Annotated in this window: 5 protein-coding genes; 3 read left to right on the forward strand and 2 right to left on the reverse strand. The window is 69.4% G+C overall.

Features of this window, described 5'->3' with window-relative positions; all coding sequences use genetic code 11:
* Positions 1 to 84: 84 nt before the first annotated feature.
* Both lapD and lapG read right to left on the reverse strand, forming a co-directional pair.
* Positions 85 to 2037: a cyclic di-GMP receptor LapD gene (gene lapD / locus BM060_RS09190; RefSeq protein WP_074979344.1), complete on the reverse strand. Its 1953-nt coding sequence runs from the start codon at positions 2035 to 2037 to the stop codon at positions 85 to 87.
* A gap of 10 nt (positions 2038 to 2047) precedes the next feature.
* Positions 2048 to 2749 (reverse strand): cysteine protease LapG, encoded by a 702-nt coding sequence (gene lapG, locus BM060_RS09195; RefSeq protein WP_135499930.1) that lies wholly within the window; start codon positions 2747 to 2749, stop codon positions 2048 to 2050.
* 443 nt (positions 2750 to 3192) lie between these two features.
* Here lapG and BM060_RS09200 point away from each other — a divergent pair, with 443 nt between their 5' ends.
* Genes BM060_RS09200 through BM060_RS09210 form a run of 3 tightly spaced genes read left to right on the forward strand, consistent with a single transcriptional unit; the run spans position 3193 to position 16941 of the window.
* Positions 3193 to 14520 (forward strand): cadherin-like domain-containing protein, encoded by an 11328-nt coding sequence (locus BM060_RS09200; protein ID WP_074979346.1) that lies wholly within the window; start codon positions 3193 to 3195, stop codon positions 14518 to 14520.
* 47 nt (positions 14521 to 14567) lie between these two features.
* The gene (locus BM060_RS09205; protein ID WP_074979348.1) at positions 14568 to 16172 is read left to right on the forward strand and encodes a TolC family protein; all 1605 of its coding nucleotides are present in this window, start codon (positions 14568 to 14570) and stop codon (positions 16170 to 16172) included.
* A complete protein-coding gene (locus tag BM060_RS09210) occupies positions 16156 to 16941 on the forward strand; it encodes an efflux RND transporter periplasmic adaptor subunit (RefSeq protein ID WP_074979350.1) in 786 nt (261 codons plus the stop codon). Before BM060_RS09205 ends, BM060_RS09210 begins: the two co-directional genes overlap by 17 nt.
* Positions 16942 to 16947 lie beyond the last annotated feature (6 nt).

Raw genomic sequence — 16947 nt, forward strand, 5'->3', positions numbered from 1 at the left:
GCCACGCCGGACACCCCGGTGACACGAACACCCAACTGTAGGAGCGCGCCCTGCGCGCGAATCGCGGGCAGGGCCCGCTCGTCGCTAACCCCGCCCCCACGGCCGTGGCGCGCCGAACAGTTGCCCCTGCGCCCCTTCGATGCCCATCCCGCGCAGCACGCGGAATTCCGCTTCGGTCTCGACGCGTTCGGCGATCAGCGGCAGGTCGATGCTGTGCGCCGCGTGCTGCATGGCCTCGATGAACAGGCGCTTGTCGTTCTCCACGTCGATGGCGCGGATGTGGCTGCCGTCGATCTTCAGGTAGGCCAGGCCCAGGCGCGCCAGGTTGCCGATCATGCTGAAGCGCCCGCCGAAGTGCTGCAGCGCCAGGCCGTAGCCCAGCTCGCGCAGGCGGCGAGTCAGTGCCTCCAACGCCGCCTGGTCGGGCAACTGGTCTTCTTCCAGTTCCAGCACTAGGCGGCCGCCGTACTGCGGGTGCTGGCGCAGGCGTTCGAAGGCCCGGGCCAGGGCGCGTTCGTCGCGCAGCAGCGCGCCCGAGAGGTTCAGCGCCAGCACCTGGTCGTGGCCGGCCAGGTGCGCCAGGGTCAGGTCGAGCATCAGCAGGTCCAGCTGCGCCGACCAGCCGAAGCGCTCCAGCCAGGGCAGGAAGCGGCCCGCCGCGAGGCTGCCGCCTTGCCCGTCCGGCAGGCGCGAGAGCACCTTGTGGTGCAGCACCAGCTCCGTGTCCTCGCAGGCCACCACCGGCTGGAAGTACAACTCGAAGCGCTTCTCGCGCAGCGCCCGCTCCAGCAGTTGGTGCCAGCTGTGGCGCGCGTCGGCCACCGGCGCCGCCTCGCTGTCCAGCCGTGCCCAGGCACTGTGCTGCTGGCGTTCGGCCTGGGCCAGTGCCTCGTCGGCGCGCAGCATCAGGCTGGCCGGCGCCTCGCCGGGATGGAACGGCACCAGGCCGAAGGCCGCCACCCGCGGCTGGTCGCTGGCGCCGGTGCTGGCCAGGCTGGCGAGCATGCCTTCCAGGCGCGTGGCCAGTTGCTCGGCTTCTTCCTCCAGCAGCCCGGGGGCCAGCAGGGCGAACTCGCCGCCCCGGGTGCGCGCCAGGGTGCGCCCGGCGCCCAGGCCCTGGCTGGCGCGCTGCAGTTGTTCGGCTACCGCCTTGAGCAAGGCGTCGGTGTGCTGGGCGCCCAGGCGCAGGTTGAGCCCGGCGAGGTCGAGCACCCGCAGCAACAGCAGGTAGCCGCTGCTGACCTGGTCCTCGGCGCTCAGCCGCGCCTGCAGCTGCAGGTCGAAGAAGCGCCGGTTGCCCAGCCCGGTCAGGCTGTCCTGGTAGGCTTCGTCGCGCAGCCGCTCGCTGCGCTCGGCCTGTTCCTGGAACAGCGCCTTGAGCTTCTCCACCATCTGGTTCATCGCCTGCACCACGCGGCGCAGTTCCGGGGTGCGCGGCAGCTCCGGCAGGCTGAGGAATTCGCGGCGGGCGATGGCGTGGGATTGCGCCACCATGTAGTCCAGCGGGCGCAGCTGGCGGCGCAGCAGCCAGGCGCCGAGCAGCGCGCTGACCACCCCGCACAGCAGCAGCCAGCCGAGGCTGCCCAGGGCGCTCTGCCAGAGCCTGGCGATGGCGAACATCGGGTGGCTCACCACCTCCACCCGCGCCGCCTGGGTCCAGCCGCGGCTGACCACGGCGTCGCCGCCGGCGGACGGCAGGCCGATCAGCGAGACGAACCACTGCGGCGCGCCCGAGGCCACCGCGTCCGGCACGCCCTGGCGCTCCACCAGCACCTTGCCGGTGGCCAGGTCGACCACGCGGATGCGCTCGAAATAGCCGCTGTCGAAGATCGAGCTGACCATCAGCTCGACCATCGCCGGATCGTCGATGTTCGGGGTGAGCGACAGCCCCAGCGCCGTCGCGGCGTCCTGGGCGTGGGAGCGCAACTGGTTGACGTACTGCTCGCGGGAGCTTTCCAGGCCGACCATGAAGCTGCCGCCGAAGGCCACCACCAGGAACAGGCAGATGGCGATCAGGAGTTGTTTGAACAGGGACATCTCGACTCCGCTACTCGCGCGAGGGGAACCCCTCGGCCTCCATTTTCCGCAACAGGTCCTGCCAGCGCGACAGCCGCTTGCTGTCGCCCACCTGCTTGCCTCCGCCGCCGTCGGCCAGCCACAGCCCTTCGCCGTTGAAGGCGTACACCGGCTGCAGGTCGTCGCGCTGCGAGGCCGGCAGGATGCTGCCGATCAGGTTGTCCAGCACCAGCGGCACCGCTTCGGGCCGCGGGTAGTAGGTCAGCACCATGTGCGCCTGGTTCAGGCGCAGCGCCTTGACGTAGGTGATGCGCAATTTCTGCGCCGGCACCCCGAGGTGGCGCAGGCTGACGTACTTGGCGATGGCGAAGTCCTCGCAATCGCCGGCCCCCTTGAGCAGGGCCTCCACCGGCGTGGCCCAGTAGTCCACCTGGTGCCACAGGCCGAGGTCGTCGGTGAAGCGCAGCTGGCGATTGAAGAAGTCGTTGACCGCCCGCAGCTGCTCCTGCTCGTCGGCGCCCGCCTCGTCGGCCAGCACCCGCTGCCAGGCCTCGATGCGCGCGCGCCCTGCCCCCAGCGGGCCATACAGCGCCTCGGCGCGGCGGGCGATCAGGGTGAAATCCCAGTCCGCCTCCAGCCACCCGGGGAACCATGCAAAGGTAGCGGTCACGACCACGGCGGCCAGCCACGGCAACCTCCGCCGCGGGCCCCCCATTCGCCCGTTCGACAACATCGTCACTTCCTGCCAGCGGACCATCCGGCGCCCCACGGGGGCCGGCGCCGCATGGTGCGGGCTGGCGCTGGAAAAGGCAATGGCAATATGAAATCACCAAGGCATCACAGCGGGTTTTCCCGCCTGCCCGCCCAGCGTTGTTTTCGTCTTCGAAGCCGGTTGTCACAAAATGAATACATCCGGGCCATGGCTGTTTCCAGAGCGCGGCTGCACAGCAGGAAAAGGCGTTCTAGAGCGTCTGAGGAATCATGACCATTGGGTCATGAAATACTGCCGGGAGCATTAATTCGTACGGTGCATATACCTCAGAAACTTCCTTAAGAAATTGATGTAACAAAACTGAGCAAATTCACGATTCCTGGCTAGGCTAATGGCCAGAGAAAGCTCGCGTTAGAAGTCCGGGCGTTGTTTTTCGATCGCTGATTTCTGATGTGGGTATTCGTATGGAAATGTCGAAACCAAGCCGTCCGATCGCTGCATTCCGCCCCCGCAGCCAGGCCTTGGCACTGGAACCCAGAATCCTCTTCGACGGCGCCGCCGCCTCCGCCGCCGACCAGCAGCACCACGCCACCGACCACGCCGACCAGGCCGACGCCAGCCACACCCCCAGCACCCCGGACGCCGCCGCGGCCAAGGCCCCGGGCCAGCCGCGCACCCTGGTGGTGCTGGACAGCCGCGTGGAGAACCGCGAGCAGTTGACCGCCAACCTCGCCGCCAACGTCACCACCCTGGTGGTGGATGCCGGCCAGGACGCCCTGGCGGCGATCAGCGCGGCGCTGGCGCAGCTGGGCAAGGTCGACTCGATCCAGATCTTCTCCCACGGCGCCTCCGGCCAGTTCACCCTGGGCAACCAGACCTTCACCGCGGCCAACCTCGACCAGTTCGGCAGCACCCTGAACGGCTGGCGCGGCGAACTCGACGCCGGCGCCGACATCCAGCTCTACGGTTGCGCCGTGGGCGCCGGCAGCGCCGGCCAGGCCCTGGTCGACCGCCTGGCGCAATGGACCGGCGCCGACGTCGGCGCCTCCAGCAACGCCACGGGCGCCAGCGCCGCCGGCGGCGACTGGAACCTGGAAGTGCGCCACGGCGACCTCGACAAGAGCATCGCCCTGTCCGCCAGCACCCTCGACCATTTCCAGGGCCTGCTGGCCGACGCCGCGCCGACGGTGAGCATCAGCATGCCCGACAGCGACGTGCTGATCGGCGGCCAGTTCACCTTCACCGTCGACCTGAACAACGCCTCCAGCCAGGTCGGCTACGCGCCCTACGTCGACCTGTTCCTGCCGGCCACCGGCAAGGACGGCGACGACGGCATCAGCTTCGTCAGCGCCACCTACCTGGGGCAGACGGTGAAGAGCTACGTCATCACCTTCGACGCCAACGGCAACGCCACCCACCCGCTGGCCAAGGGCCCCGACGGCAACCCGCTGGTGATCACCGCCGCCAGCGTCGGCATGCGCCCGGGCGACCAGATGGTGGTGCTGCAGGTGCCCTACGCCAGCGTGTCCCAGGACCAGCCGACCATCTCCCTGCAGATCACCGCGAGCCTGAGCAACCTGGCCGACACCAGCCTCACCGGCGGCAACCCGGACCTGACCATCGGCGCCCGCGGCGGCTTCGAGTACGGCAACGACTCGCTGAACAACCCCACGGTCGACCCCAGCCTGGTGGAAGCCACGCTGCACCCGCTGGTGATCCACCCGACCCTCGTCGACCTCACCCAGAACCTCGACATGACCGAGGGCGAGACCGCCACCGGCCCCAACTTCACCCACAACCAGACGGTCACCGTCACCCCGGCCAGCGGCCAGACCCTGCACAACGTGGTGGTCACCCAGAACGTGCCGGGCGACGTCCAGGTCACCGCCATCACCCCCGGCGCCGGCGGCACCCTGACCTCCATCACCCTGCGCGACGGCAGCGTGCTGACCGACCCGACGGCGATAGCCGCGGCCATCGCCAACGACAATATCTTCATCACTGCCTACAGCATCACCTACGCGACCCTGAGCGCGCCGGCCACCTCCACCGTGACCTTCTACGTGCCCGAGGTGGGCGCCGACGGCAATGCCGTGCTCGACCCCGCCACCGGCAACGCGGTCAATATCGACTTCGGCGCCCCCAGCGCCACCGGCCAGTGGACGCCGCTGGACCCGCGCGACCTGACGCCGCCGGAAACCGACGTGGACTTCAGCGCCACCGGCGACGGCACCGGCGGCGAGTTCGTCGCCAAGTCCATCACCCTGTACAAGCAGGCGGTGCTGCAGACCGACGTCGGCACCGCCGGCCTGAGCCCGGGCGACACCCTGCGCTACGTGCTCAACGTGGCCCTGTCGGACTACTTCGCCTTCGGCGAGAACATCCTCCAGGAAGGCCAGTTCACCATCACCGACACCCTCGCCGACGGCCAGACGCTGACCGGCCCGCTGACCATGACGCTCAGCCAGAACGGCGCCAGCGGCACCATCAACCTGCTCTACACCGCCACCGCCAACGCCGACGGCACCACCAGCATCGTCATCGACATCGGCGAGTCGCTGCGCCAGGCCTCGGAACTGCTCGGCGCGCTGTTCGGCGACCTGGCCTTCGACAATGTGCAGACCGCCGCCACCACCGCGGTGATCAGCTACAACGCCTTCATCGACCAGGCCTACACCTCCAGCTACCCGCAGAGCGAGATCAACGAAGGCGACAGCTTCGGCAACGACGCCACCGTCACCGCCACCGTACTCGAAGACGTGATCAACCTCGGCGGCATCCAGAGCGACGGCTCCAGCACCAGCAGCAGCATCGCCACCAGCCAGGTGGATATCGACATCGTCCAGGTCAACGGCGGCACCCCGCCGGCTTCCGGCGAACTGCGCCCGGGCGACCTGGTGACCTTCCAGCTGTCCTACGACCTGCTCACCGGCGACTACGAGAACTTCAAGCTCACCGCCTACCTGCCGCTGCCGCTGCTGGACGTCAGCGCCCTGGGCAACCTGGTCCAGGGCGACGGCGTCAACCAGTGGAGCTTCGGCGCCGGCGACAGCGACCCGACGCGGGCGGTCACGGTGTCCGTCGGCCCCGGCAACTCGATCGTGTTCGACTTCGGCGACTACGAGATCAGCCAGACCGCCGGCGGGCGCATCGTCGTCACCTTCACCCTGCGCGTCGGCGACCAGCCCTTCGCCGACCAGCGCTCCCTGGACGTGCTCGCGCAGTCCAGCCAGACCACCACCATCGACCAGACGCCGCTGATCTCCTCGGATGTCGAGGAAGTGGTGTCCATCGCCGAGCCGGTGCTGGACATCAAGCACGGCGTGGTCTCCAGCAGCAACGGCACGGTCACCGGCACCAGCGGCACCTGGACCGCGCCGGGCACCGGCGGCAAGCCCTTCAGCGGCAACGTCACCGACCTTGCGGCGATCGATGGCGACGTCAGCGGCATCGACGCCGGCGACACCCTGCGCCTGGCCACCGCCATCGAGAACAGCGGCGGCGGCGGCGCCTTCGACGTGGTCACCAGCATCACCCTGCCGCCGGACCTGGCCTTCGTCGGCGGCAGCCTGGCCGCGGCCAACCTGCAGATCTACCGCGGCGACGGCACCCTGCTGCAGCTGAACGTGGACTACAGCGTCTCCGGCAACACCATCACCTTCCTCGACGCCGGCGCCGTGGCCTCGCTGCTGCCGGGGCGCTCCGGCACCGCCGCCGACAACAGCGGGCAGAACATCGTCGTCATCACCTACGACGTCACCGTCAATACCGCGGTGGCCGCCAGCCGCACGCTGCAGAGCACCGCGAGCCTGTCCCACTACGCCAGCGTCGAGGGCGGCAGCGACTTCCTCCCCGGCGCCGACCTCACCGAACTGGCCAACCAGCAGGTCGCCGCCCCGGTGATCAGCAAGGTCTTCGCCGGCGGCAGCCTGGACGACGGCGACTCCAGCGCCAGCCACACCACCGGCAGCAACCTGGTGGTCGGCGAGAGCATGCTCTACGACATCGTCGTGCGCCTGCCCGAAGGCAGCACCGGCAACCTCAGCATCGACGACCTGATCCCGCCGGGCATGCGCCTGGACACCAGCTTCAACGGCGGCCAGGGCTACCAACTGATCCTCACCGCCGCCGGCAGCGGCGGCAGCCTGGCCCAGGACTTCGCCGGCAACGTGGTGATCAGCGGCATCGCCGGCGTCGGCGGCACCCTGGGCGCCGACGGCGTCGACGCGCGCTTCAGCTTCAGCGCCTTCGCCACCAGCGCGGACAACAACACCGGCAACAACACCTTCGTCATCCGCGTGCAACTGGTGGTCAGCAACGTCATCGGCAACCAGGCCAACAAGTCGCTGCAGAACAGCGCCAACCTGCACTACCAGGACCCCGACGGCGACACGCCCAACGGCGCCACGCCGCTGGAGCGCCAGGTCAACCTCAGCGGCGGCGCGCCCACCGTCACGGTGCGCGAGCCCACCCTGCAGATCACCCAGACGGTCGACACCGTCCCGGACTTCGTCGGCTTCGAGGAAGGCGACGTGGTGGACTTCACCATCACCCTGCGCAACGGCAACGGCGCCAACGACTACGCCGCCTTCGACATCAGCCTGCTGGACACCCTGCCCAGCGAGCTGGACGGCGTGACCATCACCGGCGTCATCTACTCCGGCGCCACCAACAACGGCGGCGTCGACTTCGTCATCCAGGGCGGCCAACTGGTCACCGCCAGCGGCGCCAACATCGACATCGCCAAGGGCGGCAGCATCGTCCTGCACCTGCGCGGCACGGTGAACGCCAGCGCCGCCGGCCAGGCGGTATTCAACAACGTCGCCCAGGTGCAGTGGACCAGCCTCGACGGCGCCAACGCCGGCGAGCGCAGCGGCGCCGACGGCGTGCTCGACGGCGGCAGCCTGAACGACTACCGGCTCGACTCCATCCTGCCCTTCCCGGTCAGCAACGGCATCCGCATCTCCCGCGTCGGCGGCGTGCAGGACACCCCGCCGGCCACCAACGGCAGCGGCGCCACGGACACCTCCGGGCTCAGCGAGAACGTCGTGGTGGGCGAAGTGATCCGCTATCGCGTGGTGGTGCTGGTGCCCGCCGGCGACAACCCCGACTACCAGATCCGCATCGAGCTGGCCGCCGGGCTGGAGCTGATTCCCGCCGACCTGAACAACATCCTCATCGCCCTGGTGTCGAGCAACCTCGACGGCCTGTCCAGCGACCGCAGCCTGGTCAGCAGCGGCAGCGTCTGGATGCAGGGCAACCAGAACAGCGCCGTGGCCCAGGCGATCAACGCCGACCTCAGCGGCGTGGTGCCCAGCGGCGTGTTCGACGGCAACCCCGGCAACCTGAGCATCGTCACCAACCCCGACGGCACCCAGACGGTGACCTTCAACCTGGGCAACCTGACCAACACCGAAATCAACGACAACGACATCGAAGGCGTGGTGCTGGAATTCAACGTGCGCGTCACCAACGTGGCCAGCAACCAGAGCAGCGCCGCCCTCGGCGTGCAGGCCTTCGAGCACGTGGGCCTGCCGGGCCAGGACGTCGACCGCGGCACCAGCGAGATCATCTTCGAACGCGTGGTGGAACCCGGCTTCAGCGGCCTGGACAAGCAGGTCATCGACATCCAGCCGGGCGTAGGCACCACCGCTACCACGGTATCGGTGAGCTTCACCCAGAACGGCGAGATACCGGCCTACAACGTGCACCTGCAGGACCAGTTCCCCAACGGCAGCAACTACCAGGTGCAGAGCATCCTGATCAACGGCGCGGCGCTGGACCTGGCGAACCTGCCGGCGGGCGTCAGCGTCAGCGCCAACGGCGCCATCTCCGTCGACTTCGAGCGCCTGGCGGTGGGCGACAAGGTGCAGGTGATCTACACCGTCACCGTGCCCAACACCGTGGTCGCGGACGATGCGTCCAGCGCGGCGGTGCTGACCTGGACCAGCCTGCCGACCAGCTTCGAGACCGGCGGCTGGGGCGGCTCGCTGCCCGGCACCGCCGGCAGCGGCGACGGCGAGCGCACCGGCCAGGACGGCACGGCCGGGCTGAACAACTACGTGCTCAGCGAAGGCGCCGGCCTGGGCCTGGTGCAAGGCACCCTGTGGGACGACACCCCGTCGGCGGACAACAGCACCACGCCCGACGGCACCGGCTTCGCCGGGCTGACCGTGCAACTGACCTGGGCCGGCGCCGACGGCATCTTCGGCAACGGCGACGACCGCGTGTTCAGCACCCTCACCGACGCCAACGGCCACTACGAGTTCGCCCTGCTGCCGGCCGGCAACTACCTGATCGTGGTGCCGCAGAGCGTTCAGCTCAGCGCCAGCAACCGCTTCCACGTGCGCATCGATACCGACACCGGCACCAGCGCCAGCGGCCTGGGCAACGTCAGCATCGCCCTGGGCGAAGGCGCCAGCGGCACCGCCGACGCCGGCTACGTGCACATCAACGAGGCGCCGATCAACACCATCGCCGGCCAGCACGGCCAGGAAGACACGGTGCTGCACCTGACCGGGCTGGCCGTTGCCGACTCCGACGCCGGCAACGGCATCCTGAGCATCACCCTCAGCGTGCAGCACGGCGTGCTCTGGCAGAGCGCCACCGCGCCGGGGCCGAACGATACGCCGCCCGGCGGCGCCAGCGGCAGCCTGGTGCTCACCGGCACCCTGCAGCAGCTGAACATCCTGCTGTCGCAGGTCTATTACAAGGGCAACCAGGACTTCAACACCTTCCGCGACCGCGAAACCCTGACCATGCTCACCAACGACCAGGGCAACTTCGGCGACGCGAACAACGACGGCATCCCCGGGCAGAACCCGCAGGACGCCCTGAGCGACACCGACCAGGTGCAGATCATCATCGACCCGGTCAACGACGCGCCCATCGCCAACCCCGACACGGCCAGCGCCGTCGAGGCCGGCGGCACCGACAACGAAACCCCCGGCACCAACCCCACCGGCAACGTGCTGAGCAACGACACCGACGTCGACGTCGCCACCAACAACGATGTCCTGCGGGTGCTCAGCGCCGGGCTGCAGGGCCAAGCCGAGGCCGGGGTGCCGCCGAACAGCTTCCGCATCGTCGAGGGGGCCTATGGCGGGCTGGTCATCTCCAGCACCGGCGGCTTCACCTACATCGTCGACAACGACAACCCCACCGTGCAGGCCCTGCGGCTCAACGGCAACACCCTGACGGAAGTCTTCACCTACACCATCACCGACCTGGCCGGCGCCACCAGCACTGCGACCCTCACCATCACCATCCATGGCGCCAACGACACCCCCGTGGGCGTCAACGACGAAGGCAGCGCGACAGAGGCCGGCGGGGTGAACAACGGCAGCCCGGGCTCCGACGCCACCGGCAACGTGCTGGACAACGACACCGACGTCGACAGCGTGGCCAACGGCGAGACCAAGGCCGTCACCGGCATCCGCAACCTGCGCGAATCGGCCTCCGGCGGCATCACCAACGTCGTCGACGGCACCCCGACGGTCATCACCGGCACCTACGGCACCCTGACCATCAACGCCGACGGCAGCTACACCTACGTGGTCAACAACGACAACACCGCGGTGCAGCGCCTGGTGGTCGGCGACCGACTGTTCGAATACTTCACCTACCGCGTCACCGACGCCGGCGGCCTGAACGACCTGGCCGAGCTGCGCATCACCATCGAGGGCGCCCACGACAACCCGGTGGCCAGCGACGACCAGGCCGTGGCCCAGGCCGCCGCCACCAACGACCCCTCGCTGGAAAGCAACCCCAGCGGCAACGTCATCCTCTTCCCCAGCCGCCCGGGGCCGATCACCCAGCCCGGCGGCAACGGCGTGGACACCGACGTCGACCGCATCGACCGGCCCAGCAGCAACCTGCACGTGACCGGCATCAGCTCGGCCACCGAACTGTCCGCCCCCGGCATGACCGCAGTGGCCGCCGGCAGCACCTCCGGCAGCAACGGCACCGTGATCCAGGCCACCTACGCCGAGCAGAACGGCGCGCAGGTCACCGACCCGGACTCCTTCGGCGCCCTGACCATCGGCGCCGACGGCTCCTTCACCTTCGACGTCAACAGCGACAACGCGACCATCCAGGGCCTGGCCGCCGGGCAGACCATCCAGGTCATCTACACCTACGAGATCACCGACACCGAGGGCCTCACCGACCGCGCCCAGCTGGTCATCACCATCCGCGGGGTGAACGACCCGCCGGTGGCCCAGGTGGTGGTGGCCACCGCCGTGGAAAAAGGCGGGGTGAACAACGCAAGCCCGGGCAGCGACCCCAACGGCGACATCACCACCCTGGCCTTCGACCCGGACGGCGACCCCATCAGCGTGGCCACGGTGAACGGCACGCCCCTGCTCGGCAACGGCCCCACCGTCATCGTCGGCACCTACGGCACCCTGACCATCAACGTCGACGGCACCTACAGCTATGCGCTGGACAACGCCAACCCGGACGTCGAGGCGCTGCGGCTGGACACCGACCGCCTGTTCGAAGGCTTCACCTACACCCTCACCGACGGCAGGGACGGCTTCTCCGACCCGTCCTTCCTGCTGATCGTCATCCACGGCCAGAACGATAACCCGGTGGCCCTCGACGACAGCGCCGGCGCGGTGGAAGCCGGCGGCATCAACAACAACCAGCCGGGCGTCGACCCCACCGGCAACGTGCTGGTCAACGACAGCGACGTCGACTCCCCCGGCAACGGCGAGACCACCACCGTCAGCGCCGTGCGCACCGGCGCCGAGGGCGGCAGCGGCAGCGCCGGCAGCCTCAGCGTGGAACTGCGCGGCCAGTACGGCTGGCTGACGCTCAACGCCGACGGCAGCTACCGCTACCGCCTGGACAACAGCGACCCGCGGGTGCAGGCCCTGCGCAGCAGCGCCGACCAACTGGTCGACACCTTCACCTACACGGTGATCGACACCGCCCTGGCCACCGACCAGGCCACCCTCAGCATCACCATCAGCGGCGCCAACGACACCCCGGTGGCGCAGAACGACAGCGCCACCGCCATCGAGGCCGGCGGCCTGAACAACGGCACGCCCGGCAGCAACCCCACCGGCAACGTGCTCGGCAACGACAGCGACGTGGACGCCGGCGACGTGCTCAGCGTGGCCGGCTTCCGCCAGGGTTCCAGCATCGGCAGCGTGGGCAGCGCCTTCACCGCCACCTACGGCACCCTGACGCTGAACGCCGACGGCAGCTTCAGCTACGTGCTGGACAACGCCAACCCGCTGGTGCAGGCCCTGCGCACCGCCGGCGACACCCTGCAGGAAACCTTCACCTACACCCTGCGCGACCTGGCCGGCGCCACCACCACCGCCACCCTGACCATCACCATCCAGGGCCGTAACGACAACCCGCTGGCGGTCGACGACGGCACCGAGGCCGTCGAGGCCGGCGGGGTGAACAACGGCACCCCGGGGGTGAATCCCAGCGGCAACGTACTGACCAACGACACCGACGTGGACGCCGGCGACAGCAGGACGGTCGACGGCATCCGCACCGGCACCGAGGCCGCCGGCGGCGCCTTCACCACGGTCAGCGGCAGCCAGGCGATCAGCGGCCAGTACGGCACGCTGACCATCGGCGCCAACGGCGCCTTCAGCTACGTGCTGAACAACCAGGATGCCCGGGTGCAGGCGCTGAAGGCCGGCGAGACGCTGGTCGAGACCTTCAGCTACCGCATGCACGACACCGCCGGCGCCAGCGACATCGCCCAGCTCACCCTGACCATCCGCGGCGCCTACGACACCCCGGTGGCCAACGACGACCTGGACCTGGCCCTGGCGGCGAAACCGGACATCAGCGACGGCTTCGACCCCAGCGGCAACGTGCTGGACAACGACACCGACGTCGACGCCGGCGACAGCAAGAACGTCAGCGGCATCCGCAGCGGCCAGGAAAGCGCCGGCGGCACCCTGGTGGCGGTGAGCCCAGGCACCAGCAATGCCAACGGCACCATCATCGACGGCCTCTACGGGCAACTGATCATCGGCGCCGACGGCACCTACACCTACCACGTCGACAACGGCAACCCCATCGTCCAGCAGCTGGGCCTGCTGGAAACCCTCAGCGACTACTTCACCTACGAAGTCCGCGACGGCGGCGGCCTGGTGGACCTGGCCCAGCTGCACATCGTGGTGTTCGGCCTCAACTCGCCGCCCGTGGCCAACCCCGACGGCGCCGACGCCACCGAGGCCGGCGGCCTGAACAACAACGTGCCGGGCGTCGACCCCGGCGGCAACGTGCTGGACAACGACACCGACCTGGAAAACAACCCGCTGACCGTCACCGAAATCCGCACCGGCACCGACACCAGCACCCCGCCCGACGGCGTGGTCGGCACGCCGCTGCAGGGCCGCTACGGCACCCTGACGCTCAACGCCGACGGCAGCTGGAGCTACCGCGTGGACAACGCCAACCCCGAGGTGCAGGCCCTGCGCACCGCGGGTCAGACGCTGACCGACGTGTTCACCTACACCATCGCGGACACCTGGTTCTTCACCAGCAGCACCCAGTTGGTCATCGTCATCCACGGCGCCAACGACACCCCCATCGCCCACGACGACGCCGCCATCGCCGTGGAGGCCGGCGGGGTGAACAACGCCACCCCGGGCGTGAACCCCACCGGCAACGTGCTGGACAACGACACCGACGTCGACAGCCTGGCCAACGGCGAGACGCGCCAGGTGCTCAGGGTGAGCAGCGAGACCGGCGCCGTGGCCGCGGCCGGCAGCGTGCTGCAGGGCCGCTACGGCACCCTGGTGATCAACGCCGACGGCAGCTACCGCTACGAGGTGAACAACGCGGACCCGGTCGTGCAGGCCCTGCGCACCGCCGGCGAGACCCTGCGCGAAGTCTTCACCTACCGCATGCGCGACACCGCCGGCGCCACCTCCGATGCGCGCCTGACCGTGACCATCCAGGGCGCCGACGACAACCCGGTGGCGCGCAACGACAGCAACACCGCCAGCGACCAGATGGTCGCGCCCCAGGCCAGCGGCAACGTGCTGCCCAACGACAGCGACGTCGACGGCGGCGACCGCCTGACCGTGGTCGGTGTGCGCGTCGGCGCGGAAAACGCCAGCGGCGCGGCCGGCAGCGTCGGCCAGGTGCTGGCCGGGCGCTACGGCTTCCTCACCCTCAACGCCGACGGCAGCTACACCTACAGCATCGACCAGACCAACCCCGAGGTGCTCGCCGCCGCCGGCCTGGGCCGGGTGCTGCAGGACGTCTTCACCTACACCGTCGCCGACCTCGCCGGCGCCACCGACCAGGCCGAGCTGACCATCACCCTGGAGATCGCCTCGCCCTACATCCAGCCGCCGGCCGGCCCCTACTTCGGCCAGCGCCCCGGCGACGGCCAGCGCAATGCCCCCGGCCTGGGCCTGGAGCCGGCGATCTTCGTGCTGCCGGAAGTCGAGAGCATCGAGCAGCGCCTCATGCAATCCATGTGGCACGTGGACGGCAACCGCGCCGACCTGTTCCTCACCCCCGAGGTCGAGGCGGACTCGATCGGCGCGGGCCTGGGCCTGGTGCCCGGCCAGTACGTGGCCCAGGCGGTGGCCGAGAGCCGCGAGGCCAGCGAACGGGAAAGGGCCTGGATCGACGGCCGCCACGGCCGCGCCAACCTCAGCGCCGATGGCCTGCTCAGCGAACCCTCGCTCTGGGCGCCGCGCGCCAGCGACCTGGTGCCGGCCGCCGAGAAGCCCGCGCAGACCGCCCGCGGCTTCCGCCAACAGCTCCGCGATGCCGCGCAACGCAGGGGGAGCGCGAATTGAATCGGGATCGACAGAAAAGAACACGCATGGAACAACAAGGAACGCTTATGCCGGGACAACGCCTCAAGGCCTTGAGTGCCATCATCGCCGTCAGCACCGTGCTTGGCGCCTGCTCCTCGCTGATGGAGTCCAAACCCTACGACGAACAGCAGATGCGCCAGCGCGTCATCGACGACCAGGCGCGCATGTACCGCGAGCAGGAGCCGGTGAACGCGCCCATCACCTTCTACGAGGCCGCGGCGCGGGCCCTGAAATACAACCTCGACTACCGCCTGAAGCTGCTGGAAAGCGCCCTGGCCGCCGACCTGCGCGACGTCACCGCCCACGAGATGCTGCCGCGCCTGGTGGCCTCGGCCGGCTACGCCGGGCGCAACAACGACTCCGGCGGCACCTCCATCGGCATCCAGGACCGCCAGGTGTCCCTGCGCCCGTCCACCTCCGAGGAGCGCTACCGCGACATCGACAGCCTGGGCCTGTCCTGGAGCCTGCTGGACTTCGGCGTGGCCTACTACCGCACCCAGCAGAAGGCCGACCAGATCCACATGGCCGAGGAGCGCCGCGAGCGCGTGGCGCAGAACGTCATGCAGGACGTGCGCAACGCCTACTGGCGGGCCCTGGGCGCCCAGCGCCTGCTGCCGGAGGTGGACAACCTCCTGCTGCGCACCCACCGCGCCCTCACCGCCGCCCGCGAGGCCGAGAACCAGGGCCTGCTGCCGCGCCAGGACATCCTCGCCTACCAGCGCGCCCTGCTCGACTCGGTGTACATGCTCACCGTGCGCCGCCAGGACCTGGAGTTCGCCCGCGCCGAGCTGGCCGCGCTGATGTCGCTGCCGCCGAACTCGAAGATGCTCCTGGCCGACGCCAGCGAGCCGCCGCTGCCGCTGGTCACCAGCAACGTCGAGAAGCTGGAGCAGCTGTCGCTGCAACACCGCCCGGAAATCATGGAGGAGTGGTACCGCAAGCGCGTCGACGAGAACGACCTGAAGATCGCCAAGGCCCAGTTGTGGCCCAACGTCAGCGTCAACTACGGCTACCAGTACGACTCCAACAAGTACCTGTACAACAACCACTGGAACGAGACCGGCGTGCAGGTCTCCATCAACCTGCTGCGCCTGCTGCAGTACCCGGCGCTGAACACCGCCCAGCAGACCCAGGCCAAGACCGACGACATGCGCCGCACCGCGCTGTCCATGGCCATCCTCACCCAGGTCCGCGTCGGCCTGCTGCGCTACCAGCTGGCGCGCCAGGAAGTGGAATTCGCCGACGACAGCCTGCGCGTCGACAAGAGCCTGCTGGACTACGCGCAGAAGGCCCGCAGCGCCGCCCTGGGCACCGAGCTGGAACTGATCCGCGCCGAAGGCCGCTACCTGCTCTCGCGCTACCAGCGCGAGGCCGCCTACTCCGACGCCCAGGCCGCCTGGGGCCGGCTGTACAACTCGGTGGGCTTCGCCGTGCTGCCGGACAAGGTGGAGAACCACGACGTGAAGACCCTGGCCCGGGAAATCCAGCGCACCCTGGAACAGGAGACCGGCAGCAACCTGCTGACCGCCAGCAGCGCAAGCCTGCCCGGCAGCAACCTCTCTGGCAGCAACCTCTCCAGCAACGCCCCCTCCAGCAGCCACGAAGGAAGCGCCAATGCCGCACAGCCGTAAGCCTTGCCTGTCGTTCCTGCCGCTGTTGTTCCTCGCCCTGCTGCCGTCGGCGTTCGCCGCCGACGGCGATCCCACTCTCCCGCCGCCGGCCGCCGGCGACGAACCCAACGCCATCCGCGTGCTGCTGGTGTCGGACCTGGAAACCACCCTGTCCAGCCAGATGAACGGCACCCTCGGCGAACTCAAGGCCAGCCTCGGCCAGAAGGTCGGCAAGGACGCCCTGCTGGCCCAGCTGCAATGCGTCGAAGTGCAGGCCCGCGCCAAGGTCGCCGCCGCCGAGCTGGGCATGGCCCGGCAGAACCTGGCGGCCAAGCGCAACCTGCAGAAGCTCGACGCCGCCGGCGAACTGGAAGTGGCCATGGCCACCACCGAGGTGAGCAAGGCCGAGGGCGCCCTCACCCTGGCCCGCGCCCAGGCCGGCTACTGCCAGGTGCAGGCGCCCTTCGCCGGGCGCGTGGCCAAGGTCTACGTCAAGCCGTACCAGACCGTGCAGGCCGGCGCGCCGCTGTTCGACCTGGTCAGCGACGGCGCGCTCAAGGTACGCCTGAACGTGCCCTCCACCCTGCTGCCGCAGCTCAAGCCCGGCATGCCGGTGGAAGTGGAGATCCACGAGACCGGCAAGCGCTATCCGGCCAAGGTCAGCGCCATCAACGCGCGGGTCGACGCCGTAGCCCAGACCGTCGAGCTGGAGGCGCGCCTGGATGCGGCCTATCCTGAACTGATCGCGGGCATGAGCGGTACCGCGCGCTTCCCCGACGCGCAAGAGTAGGCAGCC

The sequence above is a fragment of the Pseudomonas citronellolis genome (genome assembly GCF_900112375.1).
Lineage (GTDB): Bacteria > Pseudomonadota > Gammaproteobacteria > Pseudomonadales > Pseudomonadaceae > Pseudomonas > Pseudomonas citronellolis.

Coding starts and splice junctions, on each gene's coding strand:
- lapD (WP_074979344.1), bottom strand. CDS start 2,037: ATGTCCCTGTTCAAACAACTCCTGATCGCCATCTGCCTGTTCCTGGTG.
- lapG (WP_135499930.1), bottom strand. CDS start 2,749: ATGTTGTCGAACGGGCGAATGGGGGGCCCGCGGCGGAGGTTGCCGTGG.
- BM060_RS09200 (WP_074979346.1), top strand. CDS start 3,193: ATGGAAATGTCGAAACCAAGCCGTCCGATCGCTGCATTCCGCCCCCGC.
- BM060_RS09205 (WP_074979348.1), top strand. CDS start 14,568: ATGCCGGGACAACGCCTCAAGGCCTTGAGTGCCATCATCGCCGTCAGC.
- BM060_RS09210 (WP_074979350.1), top strand. CDS start 16,156: ATGCCGCACAGCCGTAAGCCTTGCCTGTCGTTCCTGCCGCTGTTGTTC.